General features: G+C 63.7%; 14 protein-coding genes and 2 pseudogenes. 7 read left to right on the top strand and 9 right to left on the bottom strand.

Annotated features, from left to right (window positions below; all coding sequences use genetic code 11):
• Positions 1-38: 38 nt before the first annotated feature.
• Both LDZ26_RS13535 and LDZ26_RS13530 read right to left on the bottom strand, forming a co-directional pair.
• On the bottom strand, positions 39-614 hold the full coding sequence (locus LDZ26_RS13535) for a hypothetical protein (RefSeq protein WP_244849691.1): 576 nt from the start codon (positions 612-614) through the stop codon (positions 39-41).
• 179 nt (positions 615-793) lie between these two features.
• The gene (locus LDZ26_RS13530) at positions 794-1,477 is read right to left on the bottom strand and encodes an MgtC/SapB family protein (protein WP_244849690.1); all 684 of its coding nucleotides are present in this window, start codon (positions 1,475-1,477) and stop codon (positions 794-796) included.
• Positions 1,478-1,582: 105 nt separating this feature from the next.
• Here LDZ26_RS13530 and LDZ26_RS13525 point away from each other — a divergent pair, with 105 nt between their 5' ends.
• Entirely contained in the window at positions 1,583-2,695 is a 1,113-nt protein-coding gene (locus tag LDZ26_RS13525; protein ID WP_244849689.1) for an AGE family epimerase/isomerase, read from the top strand.
• On the opposite strand, the gene LDZ26_RS13520 is transcribed toward LDZ26_RS13525, so the two are convergent.
• A complete protein-coding gene (locus LDZ26_RS13520; protein WP_244849688.1) occupies positions 2,692-4,233 on the bottom strand; it encodes a methyl-accepting chemotaxis protein in 1,542 nt (513 codons plus the stop codon). The two genes, LDZ26_RS13525 and LDZ26_RS13520, sit on opposite strands and share 4 nt — an antisense overlap.
• A gap of 244 nt (positions 4,234-4,477) precedes the next feature.
• On the opposite strand from LDZ26_RS13520, the gene LDZ26_RS13515 reads away from it, so the two are divergent.
• A complete protein-coding gene (locus LDZ26_RS13515) occupies positions 4,478-4,915 on the top strand; it encodes a PaaI family thioesterase (protein WP_206469020.1) in 438 nt (145 codons plus the stop codon).
• A 67-nt stretch (positions 4,916-4,982) separates the two neighbouring features.
• Here LDZ26_RS13515 and LDZ26_RS13510 read toward each other — a convergent pair whose 3' ends face one another.
• From LDZ26_RS13510 to LDZ26_RS13495, 4 genes are read right to left on the bottom strand one after another with little or no spacing between them, the layout of a single operon-like run.
• Positions 4,983-5,831 (bottom strand): ureidoglycolate lyase, encoded by an 849-nt coding sequence (locus LDZ26_RS13510; RefSeq protein ID WP_244849687.1) that lies wholly within the window; start codon positions 5,829-5,831, stop codon positions 4,983-4,985.
• 45 nt (positions 5,832-5,876) lie between these two features.
• Positions 5,877-6,620, bottom strand: a complete 744-nt coding sequence (locus LDZ26_RS13505) for an SDR family oxidoreductase (protein ID WP_244849686.1) — start codon at positions 6,618-6,620, stop codon at positions 5,877-5,879.
• Between the two features lie 52 nt (positions 6,621-6,672).
• On the bottom strand, positions 6,673-7,521 hold the full coding sequence (locus LDZ26_RS13500) for an amidohydrolase (RefSeq protein ID WP_244849685.1): 849 nt from the start codon (positions 7,519-7,521) through the stop codon (positions 6,673-6,675).
• Complete coding sequence (locus LDZ26_RS13495; protein WP_244849684.1) at positions 7,518-8,564, bottom strand: aldo/keto reductase; 1,047 nt, start codon at positions 8,562-8,564, stop codon at positions 7,518-7,520. Before LDZ26_RS13495 ends, LDZ26_RS13500 begins: the two co-directional genes overlap by 4 nt.
• 194 nt (positions 8,565-8,758) lie before the next feature.
• On the opposite strand from LDZ26_RS13495, the gene LDZ26_RS13490 reads away from it, so the two are divergent.
• Complete coding sequence (locus LDZ26_RS13490; RefSeq protein WP_244849683.1) at positions 8,759-9,559, top strand: IclR family transcriptional regulator; 801 nt, start codon at positions 8,759-8,761, stop codon at positions 9,557-9,559.
• An 88-nt stretch (positions 9,560-9,647) separates the two neighbouring features.
• Positions 9,648-10,193, top strand: coding sequence for a hypothetical protein (locus tag LDZ26_RS13485; RefSeq protein WP_244849682.1), 546 nt, complete (start codon positions 9,648-9,650; stop codon positions 10,191-10,193).
• A gap of 20 nt (positions 10,194-10,213) precedes the next feature.
• Here LDZ26_RS13485 and LDZ26_RS13480 read toward each other — a convergent pair whose 3' ends face one another.
• Positions 10,214-12,616, bottom strand: coding sequence for a GNAT family N-acetyltransferase (locus LDZ26_RS13480; RefSeq protein ID WP_244849681.1), 2,403 nt, complete (start codon positions 12,614-12,616; stop codon positions 10,214-10,216).
• A gap of 233 nt (positions 12,617-12,849) precedes the next feature.
• Here LDZ26_RS13480 and parA point away from each other — a divergent pair, with 233 nt between their 5' ends.
• The 3 genes and pseudogenes from parA to LDZ26_RS13470 form a co-directional block, all read left to right on the top strand.
• Entirely contained in the window at positions 12,850-13,512 is a 663-nt protein-coding gene (gene parA, locus LDZ26_RS13475) for a ParA family partition ATPase (RefSeq protein ID WP_244849680.1), read from the top strand.
• 24 nt (positions 13,513-13,536) lie between these two features.
• Positions 13,537-13,642 (top strand): annotated as a pseudogene (locus LDZ26_RS25665) (chromosome partitioning protein ParB); the annotation flags it as partial.
• A 65-nt stretch (positions 13,643-13,707) separates the two neighbouring features.
• Positions 13,708-14,601, top strand: a pseudogene (locus LDZ26_RS13470) (ParB/RepB/Spo0J family partition protein); the annotation flags it as partial.
• A 34-nt stretch (positions 14,602-14,635) separates the two neighbouring features.
• Here the strand turns inward: LDZ26_RS13470 and LDZ26_RS13465 are convergent.
• Complete coding sequence (locus LDZ26_RS13465) at positions 14,636-16,000, bottom strand: replication initiation protein (protein ID WP_244849678.1); 1,365 nt, start codon at positions 15,998-16,000, stop codon at positions 14,636-14,638.

Raw genomic sequence — 16,000 nt, 5'->3', positions numbered from 1 at the left:
TCATCCTGCGCGACCCCGGGGCATGTTGCCGCAGGGGACTATCGCGCGCTGAAGAGGTCGGGGAGGGTCGGAATGCACGTCGTCGGCTGGGCGATGACGGTCGCGTAGGTCGCGAGCATGGCGCACAGAAGCCAGGCGAACGACTGAAACCAGTGCGAGCCGACCGCCGCGACGTGCCGATCGAGCGAGACGGCATCGGGCGCATGAAAAGCGGGGGCGGTAGCAAGGAGCGTCGGGCCTTCATCCCCCGAATCAGGCGTGTCGGGCGAATCCGCGATCAACTCGCCTTGCATCGGCGTCTCCTCTCGCGCTTCGGCCGGAGCCGCTGCACGCGCTGCGCGCCGCCTCGCCGACGATTCCACCGCCGCCAGAAACACCTCCGGCAACTCGAAGCCCTCGAAGGTGCCCTGACGAATATCGGTGTTCATCGCCTGCTGGGTGGCGCGTTCCGCGTCCTCGGCGAAGAGGTCGAGCGTTTCGCCGGGGCGGATCGCTTCGCGCAGCTGGGCGACGCGCTGCGCGGTGCGCGCCGGACTCCGGCGGCCGGCTTTCGCGGAAGGAACGGTATCGTCCGATGAGACGTCAGGATTTCGGGGTACAGCGGAATCTGGCATAGGTCGGAAGCTGCGGATCGAAAGACTGCGGCCGAACTGCTGGCGCGCAGCGCGCCCACGCGGTCCGGCGATAAATTTCGAGGCCGCATTGTCGCACGGCTGCGGGCCTTATCCAGCGGCTTTGCGCGATGTTTCAGCGTTCAATTTCGCATCCGTGCGATGCGTTCGCGCGCCGCCGCTCAGACGTTGCCGTCTTCGCGAAACTCGCGGACGACTTCGAGTTGCCGCAAGCGCGCGCAGATCGACCGATATTCCTGCTCGGACACGCGCGACAACTCGACTTGCACCTCGTCCGAATCGGGCGACTCTTCGCTCTGCTGCACGACGAACTGCTTCACGCGCACGCTGCCCGGCCCGAGCGCCTCGTGCAGTGCATGAAACGAAAGCGAGCCGCGATCGACGAGCATCGTCAGTTGGCGGCGCTGCCTCACCGAGATGAAACGTCGCTCGAGCGGCTTCAGGCCCGCCAGAATGATGAGGATGATCGCGGTCGCCGCGATCGACGCCGTGTACAGGCCGCCGCCGACCGCGAGTCCGATGGCCGCGACGGACCACAGGCTCGCCGCCGTCGTCAGGCCGCGGACGATTTCGCCGCGCAAAAGAATCGAGCCCGCGCCGAGAAAGCCGATGCCCGATACGACCTGCGCCGCCACGCGCGATGGGTCCAGCACCACATGGTCCGCCTTCAGCGCATCCGCGAATCCGAACGCGGACACGATCATGATGAGCGCCGAGCCGACGCACACGAGCATATGCGTGCGCAGCCCGGCGGCCCACGAAAGCCGCTCGCGCTCGAAGCCGATCACGCTGCCGAGCACGGCGGCCATGACGAGCCGGGAAACAAGTTCGACGTTGTTCAACATGTTTTTCTCTCCTCGTGATGCCGGCTTGTCGCGCGACGAGCGCCGTTTGCTATGCTTGCCAGGCTACGCCGTAGCGCCTCTCGGAACACTTCTAAAGACTGTCGCATGCAACATCAATCCACGCCCGGCGCGCCGTCGACGCCGCCCGCGCATCTTCAATCCGGCGCAGCGCTGCGCGCGCATTACGCGAACGTCGTGCTTCCGCTTTGGCGCGGCCCCGGCTTCAACGCGACGCTGCGTCTGCCGTACGAAGCCGTCGGTCCCGACGACCACGCGCCGCTGCCGCCCAAGCGTTATCGCGCAATGGCGTGCGCGCGCCAGCTTTTCGTCTTTACGGATGCGGGTGATCTCGACCACGCGGCAACCTTGTTCGAGTCGTTGCAGCACTACTTTCACGACACGCGCCACGGCGGTTGGTTCTATAGCGTGGATGCAAACGGCGCGCCGCTCGAGCGGCAAAAGGACTTGTACACGCACGCGTTCGTCGTTTTCGCGTGCGCGCATTACGCGAGCAAGAGCGGATCGGCGCGCGCGTTCGCCGTCCTCGACGAAACGGCTAAGCTCATCGAATCGCGGTTCGCGCATGTCGGGGAAGTGCTGAACGCGGTCGTGGCGGAAGACTTCTCGGCGATGTTGGAAGGCCCGCTGCAAAACCCGCTGATGCACCTTGCGGAAGCGTGGCTCGCTGCCCGCGAAGCAACGGGCGACGCCGCGTACGACGCGCGCCTCGCCACGCTCGCCGAATGGATCGCGCGCATTTTCGTGCACGAGCCGACGGGCTGCATCGCCGAACTGCCTATCGGCGCGGCGGACAACCGGCTGGAGCCGGGACATCAGTTCGAATGGTATTTCCTGGTCGAAGGCAGCGGGCACGCTGCGTTCAAGGCTGCCGCGCTGGACGAGCGGCTGGAACGCGCGTTCGACTTCGCGCAGAAGAACGGCATCGAAGAGAAGACAGGCGGCGTGTTCGCCGCGCTCGATGAAACCGGCCGCGTGATCGACGGCACGCAGCGCATCTGGGCGCAAACGGAATATCTGCGGGCGCTCGCCACGCGCGGCGACGCGCCCGGCGAGCAGATCGGCCGATACGCCGCGCGCTTCTTGCACGCGCGGGGATGGGTGGAGTGCCGCGCGGCCGATGGCAGCATCAGCCGGGCGGAAATGCCGTCCACGACGCCTTATCACCTTGCCACGGCGTACGCGTCGTTGCCTGCTTAGGCGAGCTGGAACACGGAAACCGCCGCCTTCAACTGGCGCGTCTGCTCGTGCAACGAAGACGCGGCAGCCGCGGCCTGCTCGACGAGCGCCGCGTTCTGCTGCGTCATCTCGTCCATTTGCGTGACCGCCTGATTCACCTGCTCGATGCCGACGCTCTGCTCCAGCGACGACGCGCTGATTTCCGCCATCATCTGCGTGACGCGCGAGATCGACGTGGACACTTCGCGCATCGCGGAGCCGGCGCGCTCGACCAGTTCCGAGCCGTCGCTGACCTGAGCGACGGATTCGCCGATCAATTCCTTGATTTCCTTCGCCGACTGCGCCGAACGCTGCGCGAGGCCGCGCACTTCGCCCGCGACGACCGCGAAGCCGCGGCCCTGCTCGCCTGCGCGCGCCGCTTCGACGGCCGCATTCAACGCGAGAATGTTGGTCTGGAACGCGATGCCGTCGATCACGGAGATGATCTCGGCGATCTTGTCCGAGCTCCGAGCAATCACGCGCATCTTGTCGACCACGTCGTCCACGACGCTCGACCCGCGCGACGTCGCTTCGAGTGCTTCGCCCGCGAGCGCGTTCGCTTCGCGCGCATGTTCGGCGTTCTGGCGCACGGTGGCGGTCAGCTCTTCCATGCTCGATGCGGTTTCTTCCAGCGAAGCCGCCTGATTCTCGGTACGCGCCGACAAGTCCGCGTTGCCGCTTGCGATTTCGTCCGCGCCGAAGTTGATGGATTCCGACGTCTCACGCACGGTCTTCACGGTGTTCGCGACGCTCGCCTGCATCGCGGCGAGACCGGCGAACAGGCGGCCGATTTCATTGCTGCCGCGATCCGCGATGCGCTCGTCGAGGCGGCCTTGCGCGATGCGCTCGAAGTGGCGGCCGGCTTCTTCCAGCGGCGCGATGACGCCGCGACGCAGCGCTAAGTGCACGAGCACGACGCCGCCGATCAGCGCGAGCGCGATCACCATGCCCACCGCGCGGAACCACGCGTAGCGCGTGTCGATCGATTCGAGATACGCGTTGCTCGACGCATTGCCGAAGTCGACGAACTTCTGCTGTTCCGCGAGATAGCGGTCCTGGAAGCCCTGCGTCGGCTGATCGAGAAACGCCTGGATATTGCCTGCGTCGAGATACTGCACGAGCTCCGACAGCGCCTTCGCGTACTCGGCGTACTTCGCCTGCAGCGCGTTCATGCGCGCGACGTTTTCATCGCCGGTCTTGGGCGCGTTCATGAAAGCGCCGAACGACTTTTCCGCGCTCGCGAGCTCTTCGCGCGCGTGCTGCACAATCTCGACCGGCTCCGTGCCGCCGCGCACCATGCGCGTACCGGCGCGCGACAGGTTGATGCGCGCGTCCATCAGATGCTGCGTGGTCTTGTTGACGGCGTTGACCTGCTTCAGCGCGATGTTCGAAAGATTATTGACGTCGTCGTGCGTCCTCGAAAGCGACCAGAAACCCAGCCCTTCGGTCACGAGTTGAAAGACACAGAACACGACGAGTACCGCGAGCAAGCCCGATGCAACCTTGATTTTTCCAAACATCACTTCCACCCGTACTGACGATTGACCGTTCCATGACGGCGACAGTGCGGTTTACGGCAGGCATCGCGACAAGCTTGAATCGTTGGCGGCGGGAGCTGTCATGCAGGAACACGTCCGGGCGCGCGGGCGTCGCGGTACGCCGAAACGCACCGTTGCACGATTTTTGCCGAACTTCCTTGCGAAGCGCGCTAACGCTATCTATTGTCTTTGCAGGACGGCGCCGAACCCACCAAGGAGTGTCCGAATGGCCGAAATTGTCGATATCGCACGCGGTGCACTGAACGCGCAGCCGTTCAGCGCCTTGCTTGGAACCAAGCTGATGCAGGTCGATTCAGCGAGTCTCACGCTGTGTCTGCCGATCCGCGACGAATTGAGGCAACAACACGGCTTCGTGCATGGCGGCGTGGTGAGCTATCTGGTCGATAACGCGCTCACCTTCGCGGGCGCATTGCGGCTCGGTCCGAAGGTGGTCACGGGCGAGTTCAAGATCAATCATCTACGCCCGGCGGTGACGGGCACGCTGATGGCGCGGGCGCGCGTGGTTCATGCGGGCATGGCGCAGGCGACTTGCCAATGCGACGTCTTCGTCACCGACGGCAACACCGAGCGGCTCGTCGCGGTGGCGCAGGGCACGATCACGCGCATCGGCGACGGCGCGGCCGAAGCGCTCTACGACGCGTAGGTTTCTTATCGCCAAGAAGCAAAAAACCTCGCCGCGGCGAGGTTTTCTGTTTGGAACGCGCGGGGTATTACTTGGCCGCGACGGTCTTCTGCTGCTGCTCGCCGAGGCCCTGAATGCCGAGACGCATCGTCTGGCCGGCCTTCAGGAACACGGGGCTGGGCTTCACGCCCATGCCGACGCCCGGCGGCGTGCCGGTGGAGATGATGTCGCCGGGCTGCAGGCTCATCGTCTTCGACAAATACGCGACCAGTTGCGCGACCGTGAAGACCATCGTCTTCGTGTTGCCGTTCTGATAGCGATGGCCGTCCACTTCGAGCCACAGGTCGAGCTTCTGCGGATCGTCGATTTCGTCCTTCGTCACGAGCCACGGCCCGATCGGGCCGAACGTGTCGAAACCCTTGCCCTTGTCCCACTGCGTACCGTGTTCGAGCTGCCATTCGCGCTCGGACACGTCGTTGATCACGCAATAGCCCGCGACGTAATCGAGCGCCGTGGCTTCGTCGACGTACTTGGCTTGCTTGCCGATCACGACGCCCAGTTCGACTTCCCAGTCCGTCTTCTTCGAATCGCGCGGAATCTCGACGTCGTCATTCGGGCCGCAAATGGCGCTCGTCCACTTGCCGAAGATGACCGGCTCGGTCGGCACCGGCAGATTCGATTCGGCTGCGTGGTCCGCGTAGTTCAAGCCGATGCACACGAACTTGCCGACCCGCGCCACGCACGGTCCGATGCGCGGATTGCCTTCGACGACGGGCAGCGACGCCGGATCGACGGCGCGCAGTTTCGCCAGGCCCGCATCGGTCAGCGTGTCGCCGGCGATGTCGCCCACGACCGGCGAAAGGTCGCGAATCTGGCCGTCCGCGTCGAGCAGGCCCGGCTTTTCCTGACCCTTGGGGCCGTAACGAAGCAGCTTCATCTGATGTAATCCTCGTGGTTCTGGAAGTTGAAAAGCGACGGACGGTCAGTTGGACCAGCCGCCATCGATAACGTGAACCTGACCCGTGGTGAACGACGACTCGTCGGAGCCGAGATACAGCGCGAGCGCCGCGATCTCGCTCGCGCGGCCGACGCGCCCCATCGGCTGACGCGCGACGAACGCGGCCTGCACTTGCTCCACGGTCGCGCCTTGCGCCTGCGCCTGCTCCGCGATGCGCTCCTTCAGCGACGGCGATTCCACGGTGCCCGGGCAAATGGCGTTGCAGCGGATACCGCGCGTGACGAAATCCGCCGCGACCGACTTCGTCAAGCCGATCACCGCCGCCTTCGACGCGCCGTACACGAAGCGGTTCGGCACGCCCTTCACGCTCGACGCCGCCGACGACATGTTGATGATCGAGCCGCCGCCCTTCTCCAGCATGGCCGGCAGGAACGCGCGAATCGTGCGGTACATGGCTTTCGCGTTCAGGTCGAAGGCGAAGTCCCAGTCGGCTTCGGTCGCTTCCAGAATCGAGCCGGCGTGAACGTATCCCGCGCAGTTGAACAGCACGTCGATTGGGCCGATCTCGCTCGCGAGATCGCTGATCGCCTGAGCGTCGAGGACGTCGAGCTTGCGCGCCTCGAACGGCTTGCCTTCGAGCGATTCGATGCGGATATCCGTCGCGATGACGCGCGCGCCTTCAGCCGCGAACATTTCGGCCGTCGCGAGCCCGATGCCTTGTCCGGCCGCCGTGATCAGCGCGGTCTTGCCTGCCAGTCTTTGTACCATCCACTGCTCCAGTCCAGGTTAATTTCGAGACATGCCGGGTATATGGCGGGTCTCAGAGACGGTAGAACGCGCGGGCGTTTGCGCCGAAAATCGCCGCTTGCCCGGCTTTTTCGAGATGCGCGGTGAGGCGCGTGGCGGCAGCATGCCACTCAGTGTAGCCGCCGTTGAGATTCAGCACCGGCCAATCGCTGCCCCACATCAGACGTTCTGCGCCGAATTGATCGATGAGATGCGCGACGTAGGGTTGGAGCGTCGCATCCGTCCAGTTCGGCGCGGCTTCGGTGGCGAGGCCGGACAGCTTGCAGTAAAGCCGCTGCGGCAGCGCCGCCAGTTGCGCGATGCCATCCGCCCACGGTTGCCAGCCCGCGTCGATGCCGTCGCGAATCGGCGGCTTTGCGCCGTGATCCACGACGATGCGCAGCAACGGAAACCGCCGCGCGAACTCGATCAGCGACGGCACGTGCCGCGCGAAGATGAGCGCGTCGAAGGCGAGATCGAGCTCGATGAGGCGCTGTATTGCCGCGTGGCGGGGCGCGTGAGCGATCCACGTATCGTCGGGCAAGTCCTGAAGCATCGGGCGCACGCCTTTGAACTTCGGTTCCCGCGCGAATTCGTCGATGATGTCGAGCGCGTCGTCGGAATCGAGCGGGACCCAGCCGACGACGCCAGCCACCGATTGATCGTCGCGGGCCAGTGCAAGCAGATAGCGGGTTTCATCGACGGTCGGCGCAGCCTGAACGACGACCGTGCGAGCGACGCCCGTCGCCTCGCGCAGCGGCGCGAGATCGTGGGGGCCGAATACGCAATAGAGCGGCTTAAGCTCGGGCGTGAGCCAGCCGTAGTCGCCGCGCGCAGGGTCCCAATAGTGCTGATGCGCGTCGATTGCGTCGTCCGGCATCATCGCGGCACCGGCGCGTTCGCGTGAAGCAGCCCTTCGGCGCGCAGCGCATCCCATAGCGCGGGCGGAATCGGCGTCGCAAACGAATCGGCGTTCTGGCGCACTTCGTCGGGCGTGCGCGCGCCCATCAGCACGGTCGCCACAACTTTATGCGCATAAGGAAACTGGAGTGCCGCGGTGGAAAGGGCCACACCGAAGTCGCGACAGACGCGCTCCAGTTTGCCGACGCGTTCAACGACTTCTTTCGGCGCGTCGCCGTAGTTGAACTTGAGATCCCCGTGCGCATTCGTATCCAGACCGCGCGCGAGGATGCCCGAGTTGAACGCTCCGCCGAGCAGAATACTGACGCCGCGCTTCTCGCATTCGGGCAGCAAATCGTCGAGCGTGTTCTGTTCGAGAAGCGTGTAACGTCCGGCGAGAAGCGCGCAGTCGATGTCGTATTCGGCCATCGCTTCCATGACGGCTGCGCCCTCGTTGACGCCGAGCCCGACGGCTTTGACGCCGCGCGATTGCTTCAACTCATCGAGCGCGCGAAAACCGCCCTCGTCCGTCAATTGACGCCAGTAGTGCGCGTTCTTTTCGCCGTGCGTGTATCGGCCGATGTCGTGAATGAGCACGATGTCGATATCGATCATGCCGAGCCGATGTTGACTGTCTTCGAACGAGCGGAGGATGCCGTCGTAGGTGTAGTCGTAGATAGCCTGAAACGGCAGCGGATTCGCCCAGCCTTCGCTCCCGTCATCGGGCGTCGTTCGCGGCACGAAACGGCGGCCGACCTTCGTCGAGAGCACAAAGTCTTCACGCGGATACCGGCGCAGCGCATCGCCCAGACGATGCTCGGCCTTCGTGTGACCGTAGTGCGGCGCAGTGTCGAAGAAGCGGAGACCCGCTTGCCACGCGGCATCCACGGTGGCGCGCGCTTCGTCTTCGGTCAGTTCGTGATAGAGGCCGCCGAGCGGCGCGGTGCCGAGCGACAGCGCCGTCACTTCCAGCGAAGTCGATCCGATTCGGCGTCGGGGCAAAACGTCCTGCTTTTCAGCGGTCATCTGCAAGCCTTGGAGAGTTAGTGCGATTGACTGCGGATCGAGCTGTTGGCGAATCTAGCGCTCGGGGTGGCGGTTCATTCATTAATGAACGTATTATTCATAGACGCACAAAACCAAGTCAAGGATGGCGCGGCCTTGGACGGTCGGTGTATTCCCTAAGCACGGTGGCCCGACGCACGAACCCACGCCAGAACATGAACCGACAGACCCCAACCGCCGTGGACGCCGAAGACAACGATGCCGACCGATATCGCGCGCCGGCACTCGACAAGGGACTGGACATTCTCGAACTGCTGGCCGAGCAGAAGTCGGGGCTCACGCGTGCGGAAATCACGAAACTGCTCGGGCGCAACGCGAGCGAGATGTATCGCATGCTCGAGCGGCTGGTCGCGCGGCAATATGTGGTGCGCTCGCCCGAGGGCGACCGCTACTCGTTGAGTCTCAAGCTGTATGCGCTCGCGCACCGTCATCCGCCGATGAACCGGCTGATCGCAGAGGCGTTGCCCGTCATGCAGCGTTTCGCCGACGCGGCGGAGCAATCGGTGCATCTCGCCGTCTACGATCGCGGCAACTTGCTCGTCATCGCGCAGGTGGACGGCCCGGGCGCCTGGGGCATTTCCGTGCGTCTCGGCTCGCGCGTCGGATTGATCGACACCGGATCGGGCCGCGTGATACTGGCTTTTCAAACCGACGAACAGCGCGACCACATGTTGGCCGAGCATACGAAGGTTAAAGGCGAATTGCCGATCGACCGCAGCGTGCTCGACGCCGATTATCGACGGATCCGGGAAGCGGGCTATTCGAAGAAGGAGAGTCAGCAAACCTTCGGCATCACGGACGTGACGTTCCCGCTGCTGGGTCCGTCGGGGCAAGCAATCGCGGCGCTGACGTGTCCGTACATGCGGCGAATCGACGAGTACGTGGCGCCGTCCATCGAGGAAGTCACCTCGCTCTTGAGGGACGCCGCTGCCGCGCTTTCGATGTCGCGCGTCTGAGCCGCGCGCGGATCACGTTAGAATGGCGGCCCTCTCAAAATAGCGGCTGCCCATTGCGAGCCGCCGTGCTTATCTCGACGCATCATCCATGGCGAAACTTCTTTCCGATTCCGAGTTCCTGCGCTTTTCCGAGCTCCAGCAAAAGCAGGCGAGCTTCACCATCACGACCGACGAGGCCGATGAACTTCGTGACATCGTCGCCCGCGCGCAGAAAAAGCGCGACGATCGCGCCGCCGCCATGCAGGCCATCGAAGCGCACATCGCGCAGTTCGACATTAGCCCGGACGAACTCTTCTCGCCCGAGCAGATCGGCGAGGCGGCGCGCACTTACGGTCTAATCCCCGCCGCGAAGAAAGAGCGCACGCTGCCGCCGCAATTGACGTACAACGGCAAGCCGTACCAGTGGACGTCGCGCGCGTTGCCCGACGAAATTCGCACGCCGCTCTTCGAAGCGTTCACAGCGGGACATTCCGTGAAGTCGTTCATCGCGACGCCGAAGGACGCCGCGCGCTGCGCACTCACCATCGCGCGGCTCGAACGCGAGACCGGCGCTTCGTATGCCGAAGCATTGCTGAGCGAACTGTCGCTGTCGCGCGAGCAGATCGACGACGCATTGTCGAAGATCGGCGTCTAACTACGCGTGACGGACAGCGGCTATGCCGGCGTCTCGCCGAGCCGCATCCTGAAACCGACGACGCCCGGGTCGTCGGTGCGCGTCAGTTCGAAACCCAGCTTGCGCGCCAGCCCGATCATGCCCGCGTTCTCCCGCAGGGCTTCGCCAATCATCCATCGCGTGCCGCGCTTCTTTTCATAATCGATGATTCGCGTGAGCAGCAGCGAGCCTAAGCCCTGCCCTTTCATGTCGGAGCGCGCGGCGAGCGCGAACTCGGCCGTCTCGTTGTCCGGGTCGGCGATCGCGCGCGCAACCGCAAGGGTCTCGGACGCACCGTCCGCGTTCGTTCGCGTCACGATGAGCGCCATCTCGCGGTCGTAGTCGATTTGCGTCATGCGCGCGAGTTGCGAATGATCGAAGCTGCGCACCGCGCCGAAGAAGCGCAGTCGCAAATCTTCCGCCGTGTTCGCAGCGACAAAGGCCCGGTGCGCGTCTTCGTCCTCCGGTCGAATCGGCCGCACGGTGATGCGCATGCCGCGCCAGTCGAGCGTCTCTTCCATCGCACGCGGATACGGGACGATCGCGAGGGGCTTGCGGCACGCGCCCAACGTCAGTTGCGGCTCGTGCACGGCAACCGAGTCGCGCGTCACCTGCAACGTCAGCCGAAGCGCGACGATTTCCTCGACATAACAGACGAGTTGCGACAGCGCCGTGAGCGTATGCAGCAGCATCTCGCCAGGCAACTCCCGCGAGCGCGGCGAGCGTGCGATCAGATCCCGAGCGAGCACCGGATTCAGCGGCGGAAGCGAGAACTCATGAAGCGCATCGGCGAGCCCGAGCGCGCCCTCTGCACGAAACTCGAACACGGGGCCGAAGACAGGATGATCGAGAAGGCGCGTCTGTATTTCGATTGCCTCGCTTGACCTTGCACTGCAAGCGCCCGGCTTCACGGCGATGCCGAAGCGAACGAGAATGCGCGCTGCGCGTTCCCCCTCCAGTTCCAACGTGCCGGTCGCCAGTGCGGCGCGGACCTCGTTTTGCGCATCATCGATGTCTTTTGGCACGTCGGCGGGCAGCCCGTCGGGCGTCTGCATGAGCAATTCGCGGCCGTGCCGGAAGTCGACCAGTCGCGCAAAACCGCGCGCCAGCCGATGCGGCGTTGTGTGCACGGGTATTCCGGCCGCGTGAAGATCGTCGCGGGTCGCCGCATCGATGCATCCGAAGAAGCATGCAAGCAGACCGCGATAGGTATGCTGGCGCTCCGCGATCAGCGTGCGCGCAACGTCAGCGACGGGCGCGCTGTGCGTCGGCGCATGCACGACGAACGCCGTGCCGGTCTCGCGATACGGTGCGAGCGTTCTGAGCGCGTCGCCGAAATCGCTCGCCGATGCGTCGTCGCCGAGCAGCAGCGGGTTACCGGCTTGCGCTCCCGGCAACGCAGTCGCGACGGCGTCCCGTGCCGCTGCGGGAAGGTTCGCGAGCCCGCCTCCCGCCGCGCCGAAGGCGTCTTTCGCAAGGGCCGCCACGCCGCGATCGCTCGTAATGACGGTCGCCGCGTCGCTCGAGGCGACGCGCCCGACGCCAAGGGTTTCGATTTCGTCGAGAAGGTCGTCGAGTGAGTCGACGCGGACGAGCCCTGCGCGTCGAAACGCAGCGCCGTACAGCCGGTCGAACGGGTCGCTACGACCGGTTCGCAGCACCAGCACGGGCTTGTTTCGCGCGGCCGCACGCGCGGCGGACATGAATTTTCGGGCGGCGCTTATCGTTTCGATGGCGAGAAGAATTGCCCGCGTCGACGCGTCGCTCGCCAGGAAGTCGACGACGTCGCCGGCGTCAACGTCGGCTTCGTCGCCGAGCGCGACAACTCTCGAAAAACCGAGGCCGCGAGCACGGGCCCACCCGAGCACGCCGTTCGTCAGCGCGTTGGATGCCGACACCCATGCGACTCCGCCCGATTTCACTTCGCACACCGGCGCACCGAGACAGGCGCCGATCGACGGCGTCATGACACAGAGGCTCGACGGCCCGACGACGCGAAGCAGATGCGGGCGGGCGGCAGCCAACGTTAGCGATGTCCATGTCTGCTGTGATGAATGCGCGGATGCTCCATGCGACGCAGTGGGGCCGCCTCCATCCACCTCGCCGATGATCAGGACTGCCTTCGTTCCTCGCCGACCGAGACTCTCAACCAGCGAAGGCCATGTTTCAGGCCGCGTACACAAGACCGCCACACTCGGCGCCTCGGGCAAGTCGTCGATGTCAGCAAAGACCTGTTGTCCGTCGAGCGAGGCGTGCTTCGGATTCACCGGCCAAATCTGGCCCGCGAACCCGGACGAGATGGCACGTTTCCACACCATTTCACCGATGCTTCCCGCGCGTGACGACGCACCAATTACTGCGATCGACTGTGGAGCGAACAGAGTGTCGAGGTTGCGAACGGTCATGGCGCGTCTCACCGGGTTGGTCAGCGACAAGCATAGGCGATTTCGCCAACCGGTCTATCGGCCGAGTGTGGACGTGGGACTTTATGCGCATAAAGCGCCGCGCGCGCCAGACCCGGCGGTTTTATGCGCATAAAGAGTCGTCCGTTTGGCTAACGCGTGACTTTAAGTCGAATATCGCTGGAAAAACTTCTATCGCTATGTAGAATTTCAAATAGACATTTTCGGAGCAAAACGTGGCGGCGGAAATCATAGCGATCACGCAACAAAAGGGTGGCGTCGGCAAAAGTACTATAGCGATGCATCTTGGCGCAGCCTTTCACGAAAAGAACAAGCGCGTCCTAGTTGTAGACGCCGATGGTCAGAACACGCTGATTCATTGGTCGAGCGCCGCCTCGGAAGACGCGTCAGGCATTCCCTTTCCGGTGGTGAATCTGTCGGAGGCGGGCGGCCAGATCCACCGCGAGATCAGGAAGTTCATCAACGACTACGACATCATCGTTGTGGATTGTCCACCGTCGATTACGGAAAAGGTCTCGGGCGTGGTCCTCCTCGCCGCGAGCATTGCAGTCATCCCGACGTCGTCGTCGCCCGCCGATTACTGGTCGAGTGTCGGGCTGGTCAAGCTGGTGCAGCAGGCGCAAGTGATGAACGAAGACCTGCGCGCGGTCTTCTTGCTCAACAAAACCGAGGAGAAACGCATGCTGACGCGGGAGCTAAAAGTCGCCCTCGAGGAGCTTGGCTTCCCGCTGCTCAAGACGCAGATTCCGACCCGCGAGTGCTACAAACAAGCAATGGCACTCGGCCAGACCGTGCTGCAAATGACGGATCGCGGCTCACGGCTCGCGGCGGCAGAGATCCGCGCGTGCGCCGACGAGATCCTCGCCATGCTCGCCTGACTTTATGCGCATAAAGGACCCTGAATGAAACCGTCGCAGTTCGCAAAGGGCTTCAAAGCCCGTCCCGATACCACGAGCAGTGAAAAGAGAACCGCGCTTGATCGAATCAACGCGATCGACGGCATCGTCGACCTGCAGCAGGTCTCGCAAGCCGCAGCCAATGGCCGGTCGAGCGCATTTGTCGCCGACGACCAACCCGACGCTAACGCGGCACACGAGTCAGAGCCATACCGAGCCTGGCGGAGAGCGAATCGCTACACGGTAGGGCAGGTGATCGAATTGCCGCTCAAGGCCATTAAACCGAGCCCGTTCAACCCGCGTCACTTCTACCTGAAGGCTTCGATCGCCGAACTGGCAGTCAATTTAGCGAAGCAAGGCCAGCAACAAGCCATCCATGTCATTCCCGACTACGACGAGCCGGGCATGTTCTTCGTGAGCGACGGCGGCCGGCGCGTGCGGGCGCTGAAGGAGGCTAACAAGGAGACGGTCAAGGCAGTCGTCGTGGACTTGCCGATCGGCATCGAGAGCTACAAGCTCGGCTACGACCTCAACGTCCAGCGCGATTCGCAGACCGTCTTCGACAACGCGGTCGTGTGGCGCCGCTTCCTCGACGAGCAACACTTCCAGAGTCAGCGCGAGTTGGCGGAACATCTCGGGCTGGACGAATCGACGATCGCCGTGGCGCTATCCATCGCGAAGCTGCCCGAAAACGTCATGCAAGAGATGGTCGCCCGGCCAGACCGGTTCGGTTCGAATATGGCCTACCAGATCTCTCGCTATCACGCGGCGCGTGGTAGCGACGCGACGCTCCGGCTGATCAACAAGATCACGTCGGACGACCTTAGCACTCGCCAGGTCGCGGACATCGTCAAGGGGCGAGCCAGCGGGCAAGAGGCACCGAAGCCGGCCGGTCGCCAACGGTATGCGCAGCGTCTGGAGGTTAAACTGGACGGCGTTGCAGTCGGGGATCTCAAGTCTTATGGCGAGGATCGGCTCGAATTGAGACTGCGGGGCTTGTCGCGCGATAAACGCGACGAGTTGCTGCATCAGATCGAGACGATGCTGGAGAAAGCCAACACGCAGAATTAACGTCAGCGAGCCGGCGGCATTGGTGCCGCCTTGTTCAGCCTGCTCGCGACTGGCTAAGTGTAAAAGCGAGCAGGTCGCCATCGGTCGGCTCGCCCCACGTCCGCCGGGCGAGCCAGTCGAAGAACGACGTTTCGGCAAGCTTGGAGTCTAGGCCGCGCTTGCGCCAATCGTCGCGCATATGCGCCCCGAGTTCCGGCAACAACTCCTGCTCGAAGCTTTGGCGTGCGAGCTCCCGTTCTTCCTCACCTTGCTCTTCGTACATCGCACGAGCTTCTTTTCGTCGAAAAGCCGAGAATTCGCCCAACAAGCGCGCCTTTAGATCGTCGGCCGCTGCAGCGCTTGGCGCACCGGCCCGCGGTGATGCGCCGTTCGCAGCCGACGGCAAGGCTTCGACCGGCGGCGCATAGCCCTTCTTCAACGCGTCTTTGAACAATGCGGCTGCGCTGCGAACCGGCGGCAGTGTCGTGCTGCGCATGCGCTGCTCCGTCATGAGCAGAGCGGCCCGGATGCGGTTTTCCTCGCTGTCCGCGTAGAGCGTCTGCGCCTCCTTGAGCGGGATGCCGATCTTCACCATGCGGTCGACAAGCGTGCTGTCGAAAACGTTCGGATGCTCATCCAACGCGAGCATCGGCTGCTTACGCTCTGTCACGCGGAACTGGATTTCGGCGACACGCCGTCCCTCTCGATGCTCCACCAGTTCGACGAAGATGTTCGTTACGGCGTTGACTTCGGCAATCGCGGGACGCAGGTAATCGCGTTTGAAGTATTTGTACTCGCGTTTCGCCTCGTCGCCGGCTTCGGTATCGGGCGTGCCAGACAGGATCGGCCGCCACCATTCCCAAGTTTCGCGCATCGTCAGATGGCTCGGATTCGTCAGATACCGGACGCAGATCTCGTACAGCGCGAGGCCGGCGCTACTGCGCAATTGGCTCTGGAATTGCAGGCTCAGCCTGGCATACTGAACCGGGTCGAGCAGCTTTTTTTTGATCTTCGGGGCGAATGAAAATTCGACCCAGACCCGACGCGTAGACGGGTCTTCGAGAATTTCCGCGTCCGCGATCAGCGTGGATATGCCCCACTTGCGGCCGGGTTTTTGGCTCGACGTACCGGTGCTCCACTCCACTTGCACTGAAACCATGCGGCGCAAATGTTCTTTGACCAGTGCCGTGTCGTTCGAATCGAAGGCCGAATTTGCGACGATATCGGAGAGCAGCGCGCGATACGTGTCGCCGGATTCATCCGCTTGCTGCGCGACGGCGAGCAAGACGTTGAACAGCTTGCGCGTCAGCAGCGTGATTTTGCCGCTTTTGGGCTGAATCGCGATGGCCTCAACGGCCTTGCGCAATTCCGCCGAGCTGGGGCTGACTACGTCGGTTTTCTTTGCGCGCCTAGTCGCCAT

Source organism: Caballeronia sp. SL2Y3, assembly GCF_022879575.1.
GTDB lineage: Bacteria > Pseudomonadota > Gammaproteobacteria > Burkholderiales > Burkholderiaceae > Caballeronia.
The sequence above is the reverse complement of the archived record's forward strand: the minus strand, read 5'-3'. Positions and strand labels throughout refer to the sequence as shown.

Excerpts from the sequence above, each read along its gene's own strand:
- LDZ26_RS13535 (WP_244849691.1), bottom strand. The coding sequence starts at position 614 with ATGCCAGATTCCGCTGTACCCCGAAATCCTGACGTCTCATCGGACGAT.
- LDZ26_RS13530 (WP_244849690.1), bottom strand. The coding sequence starts at position 1,477 with ATGTTGAACAACGTCGAACTTGTTTCCCGGCTCGTCATGGCCGCCGTG.
- LDZ26_RS13525 (WP_244849689.1), top strand. The coding sequence starts at position 1,583 with ATGCAACATCAATCCACGCCCGGCGCGCCGTCGACGCCGCCCGCGCAT.
- LDZ26_RS13520 (WP_244849688.1), bottom strand. The coding sequence starts at position 4,233 with ATGTTTGGAAAAATCAAGGTTGCATCGGGCTTGCTCGCGGTACTCGTC.
- LDZ26_RS13515 (WP_206469020.1), top strand. The coding sequence starts at position 4,478 with ATGGCCGAAATTGTCGATATCGCACGCGGTGCACTGAACGCGCAGCCG.
- LDZ26_RS13510 (WP_244849687.1), bottom strand. The coding sequence starts at position 5,831 with ATGAAGCTGCTTCGTTACGGCCCCAAGGGTCAGGAAAAGCCGGGCCTG.
- LDZ26_RS13505 (WP_244849686.1), bottom strand. The coding sequence starts at position 6,620 with ATGGTACAAAGACTGGCAGGCAAGACCGCGCTGATCACGGCGGCCGGA.
- LDZ26_RS13500 (WP_244849685.1), bottom strand. The coding sequence starts at position 7,521 with ATGATGCCGGACGACGCAATCGACGCGCATCAGCACTATTGGGACCCT.
- LDZ26_RS13495 (WP_244849684.1), bottom strand. The coding sequence starts at position 8,564 with ATGACCGCTGAAAAGCAGGACGTTTTGCCCCGACGCCGAATCGGATCG.
- LDZ26_RS13490 (WP_244849683.1), top strand. The coding sequence starts at position 8,759 with ATGAACCGACAGACCCCAACCGCCGTGGACGCCGAAGACAACGATGCC.
- LDZ26_RS13485 (WP_244849682.1), top strand. The coding sequence starts at position 9,648 with ATGGCGAAACTTCTTTCCGATTCCGAGTTCCTGCGCTTTTCCGAGCTC.
- LDZ26_RS13480 (WP_244849681.1), bottom strand. The coding sequence starts at position 12,616 with ATGACCGTTCGCAACCTCGACACTCTGTTCGCTCCACAGTCGATCGCA.
- LDZ26_RS13465 (WP_244849678.1), bottom strand. The coding sequence starts at position 16,000 with ATGGCGACTAGGCGCGCAAAGAAAACCGACGTAGTCAGCCCCAGCTCG.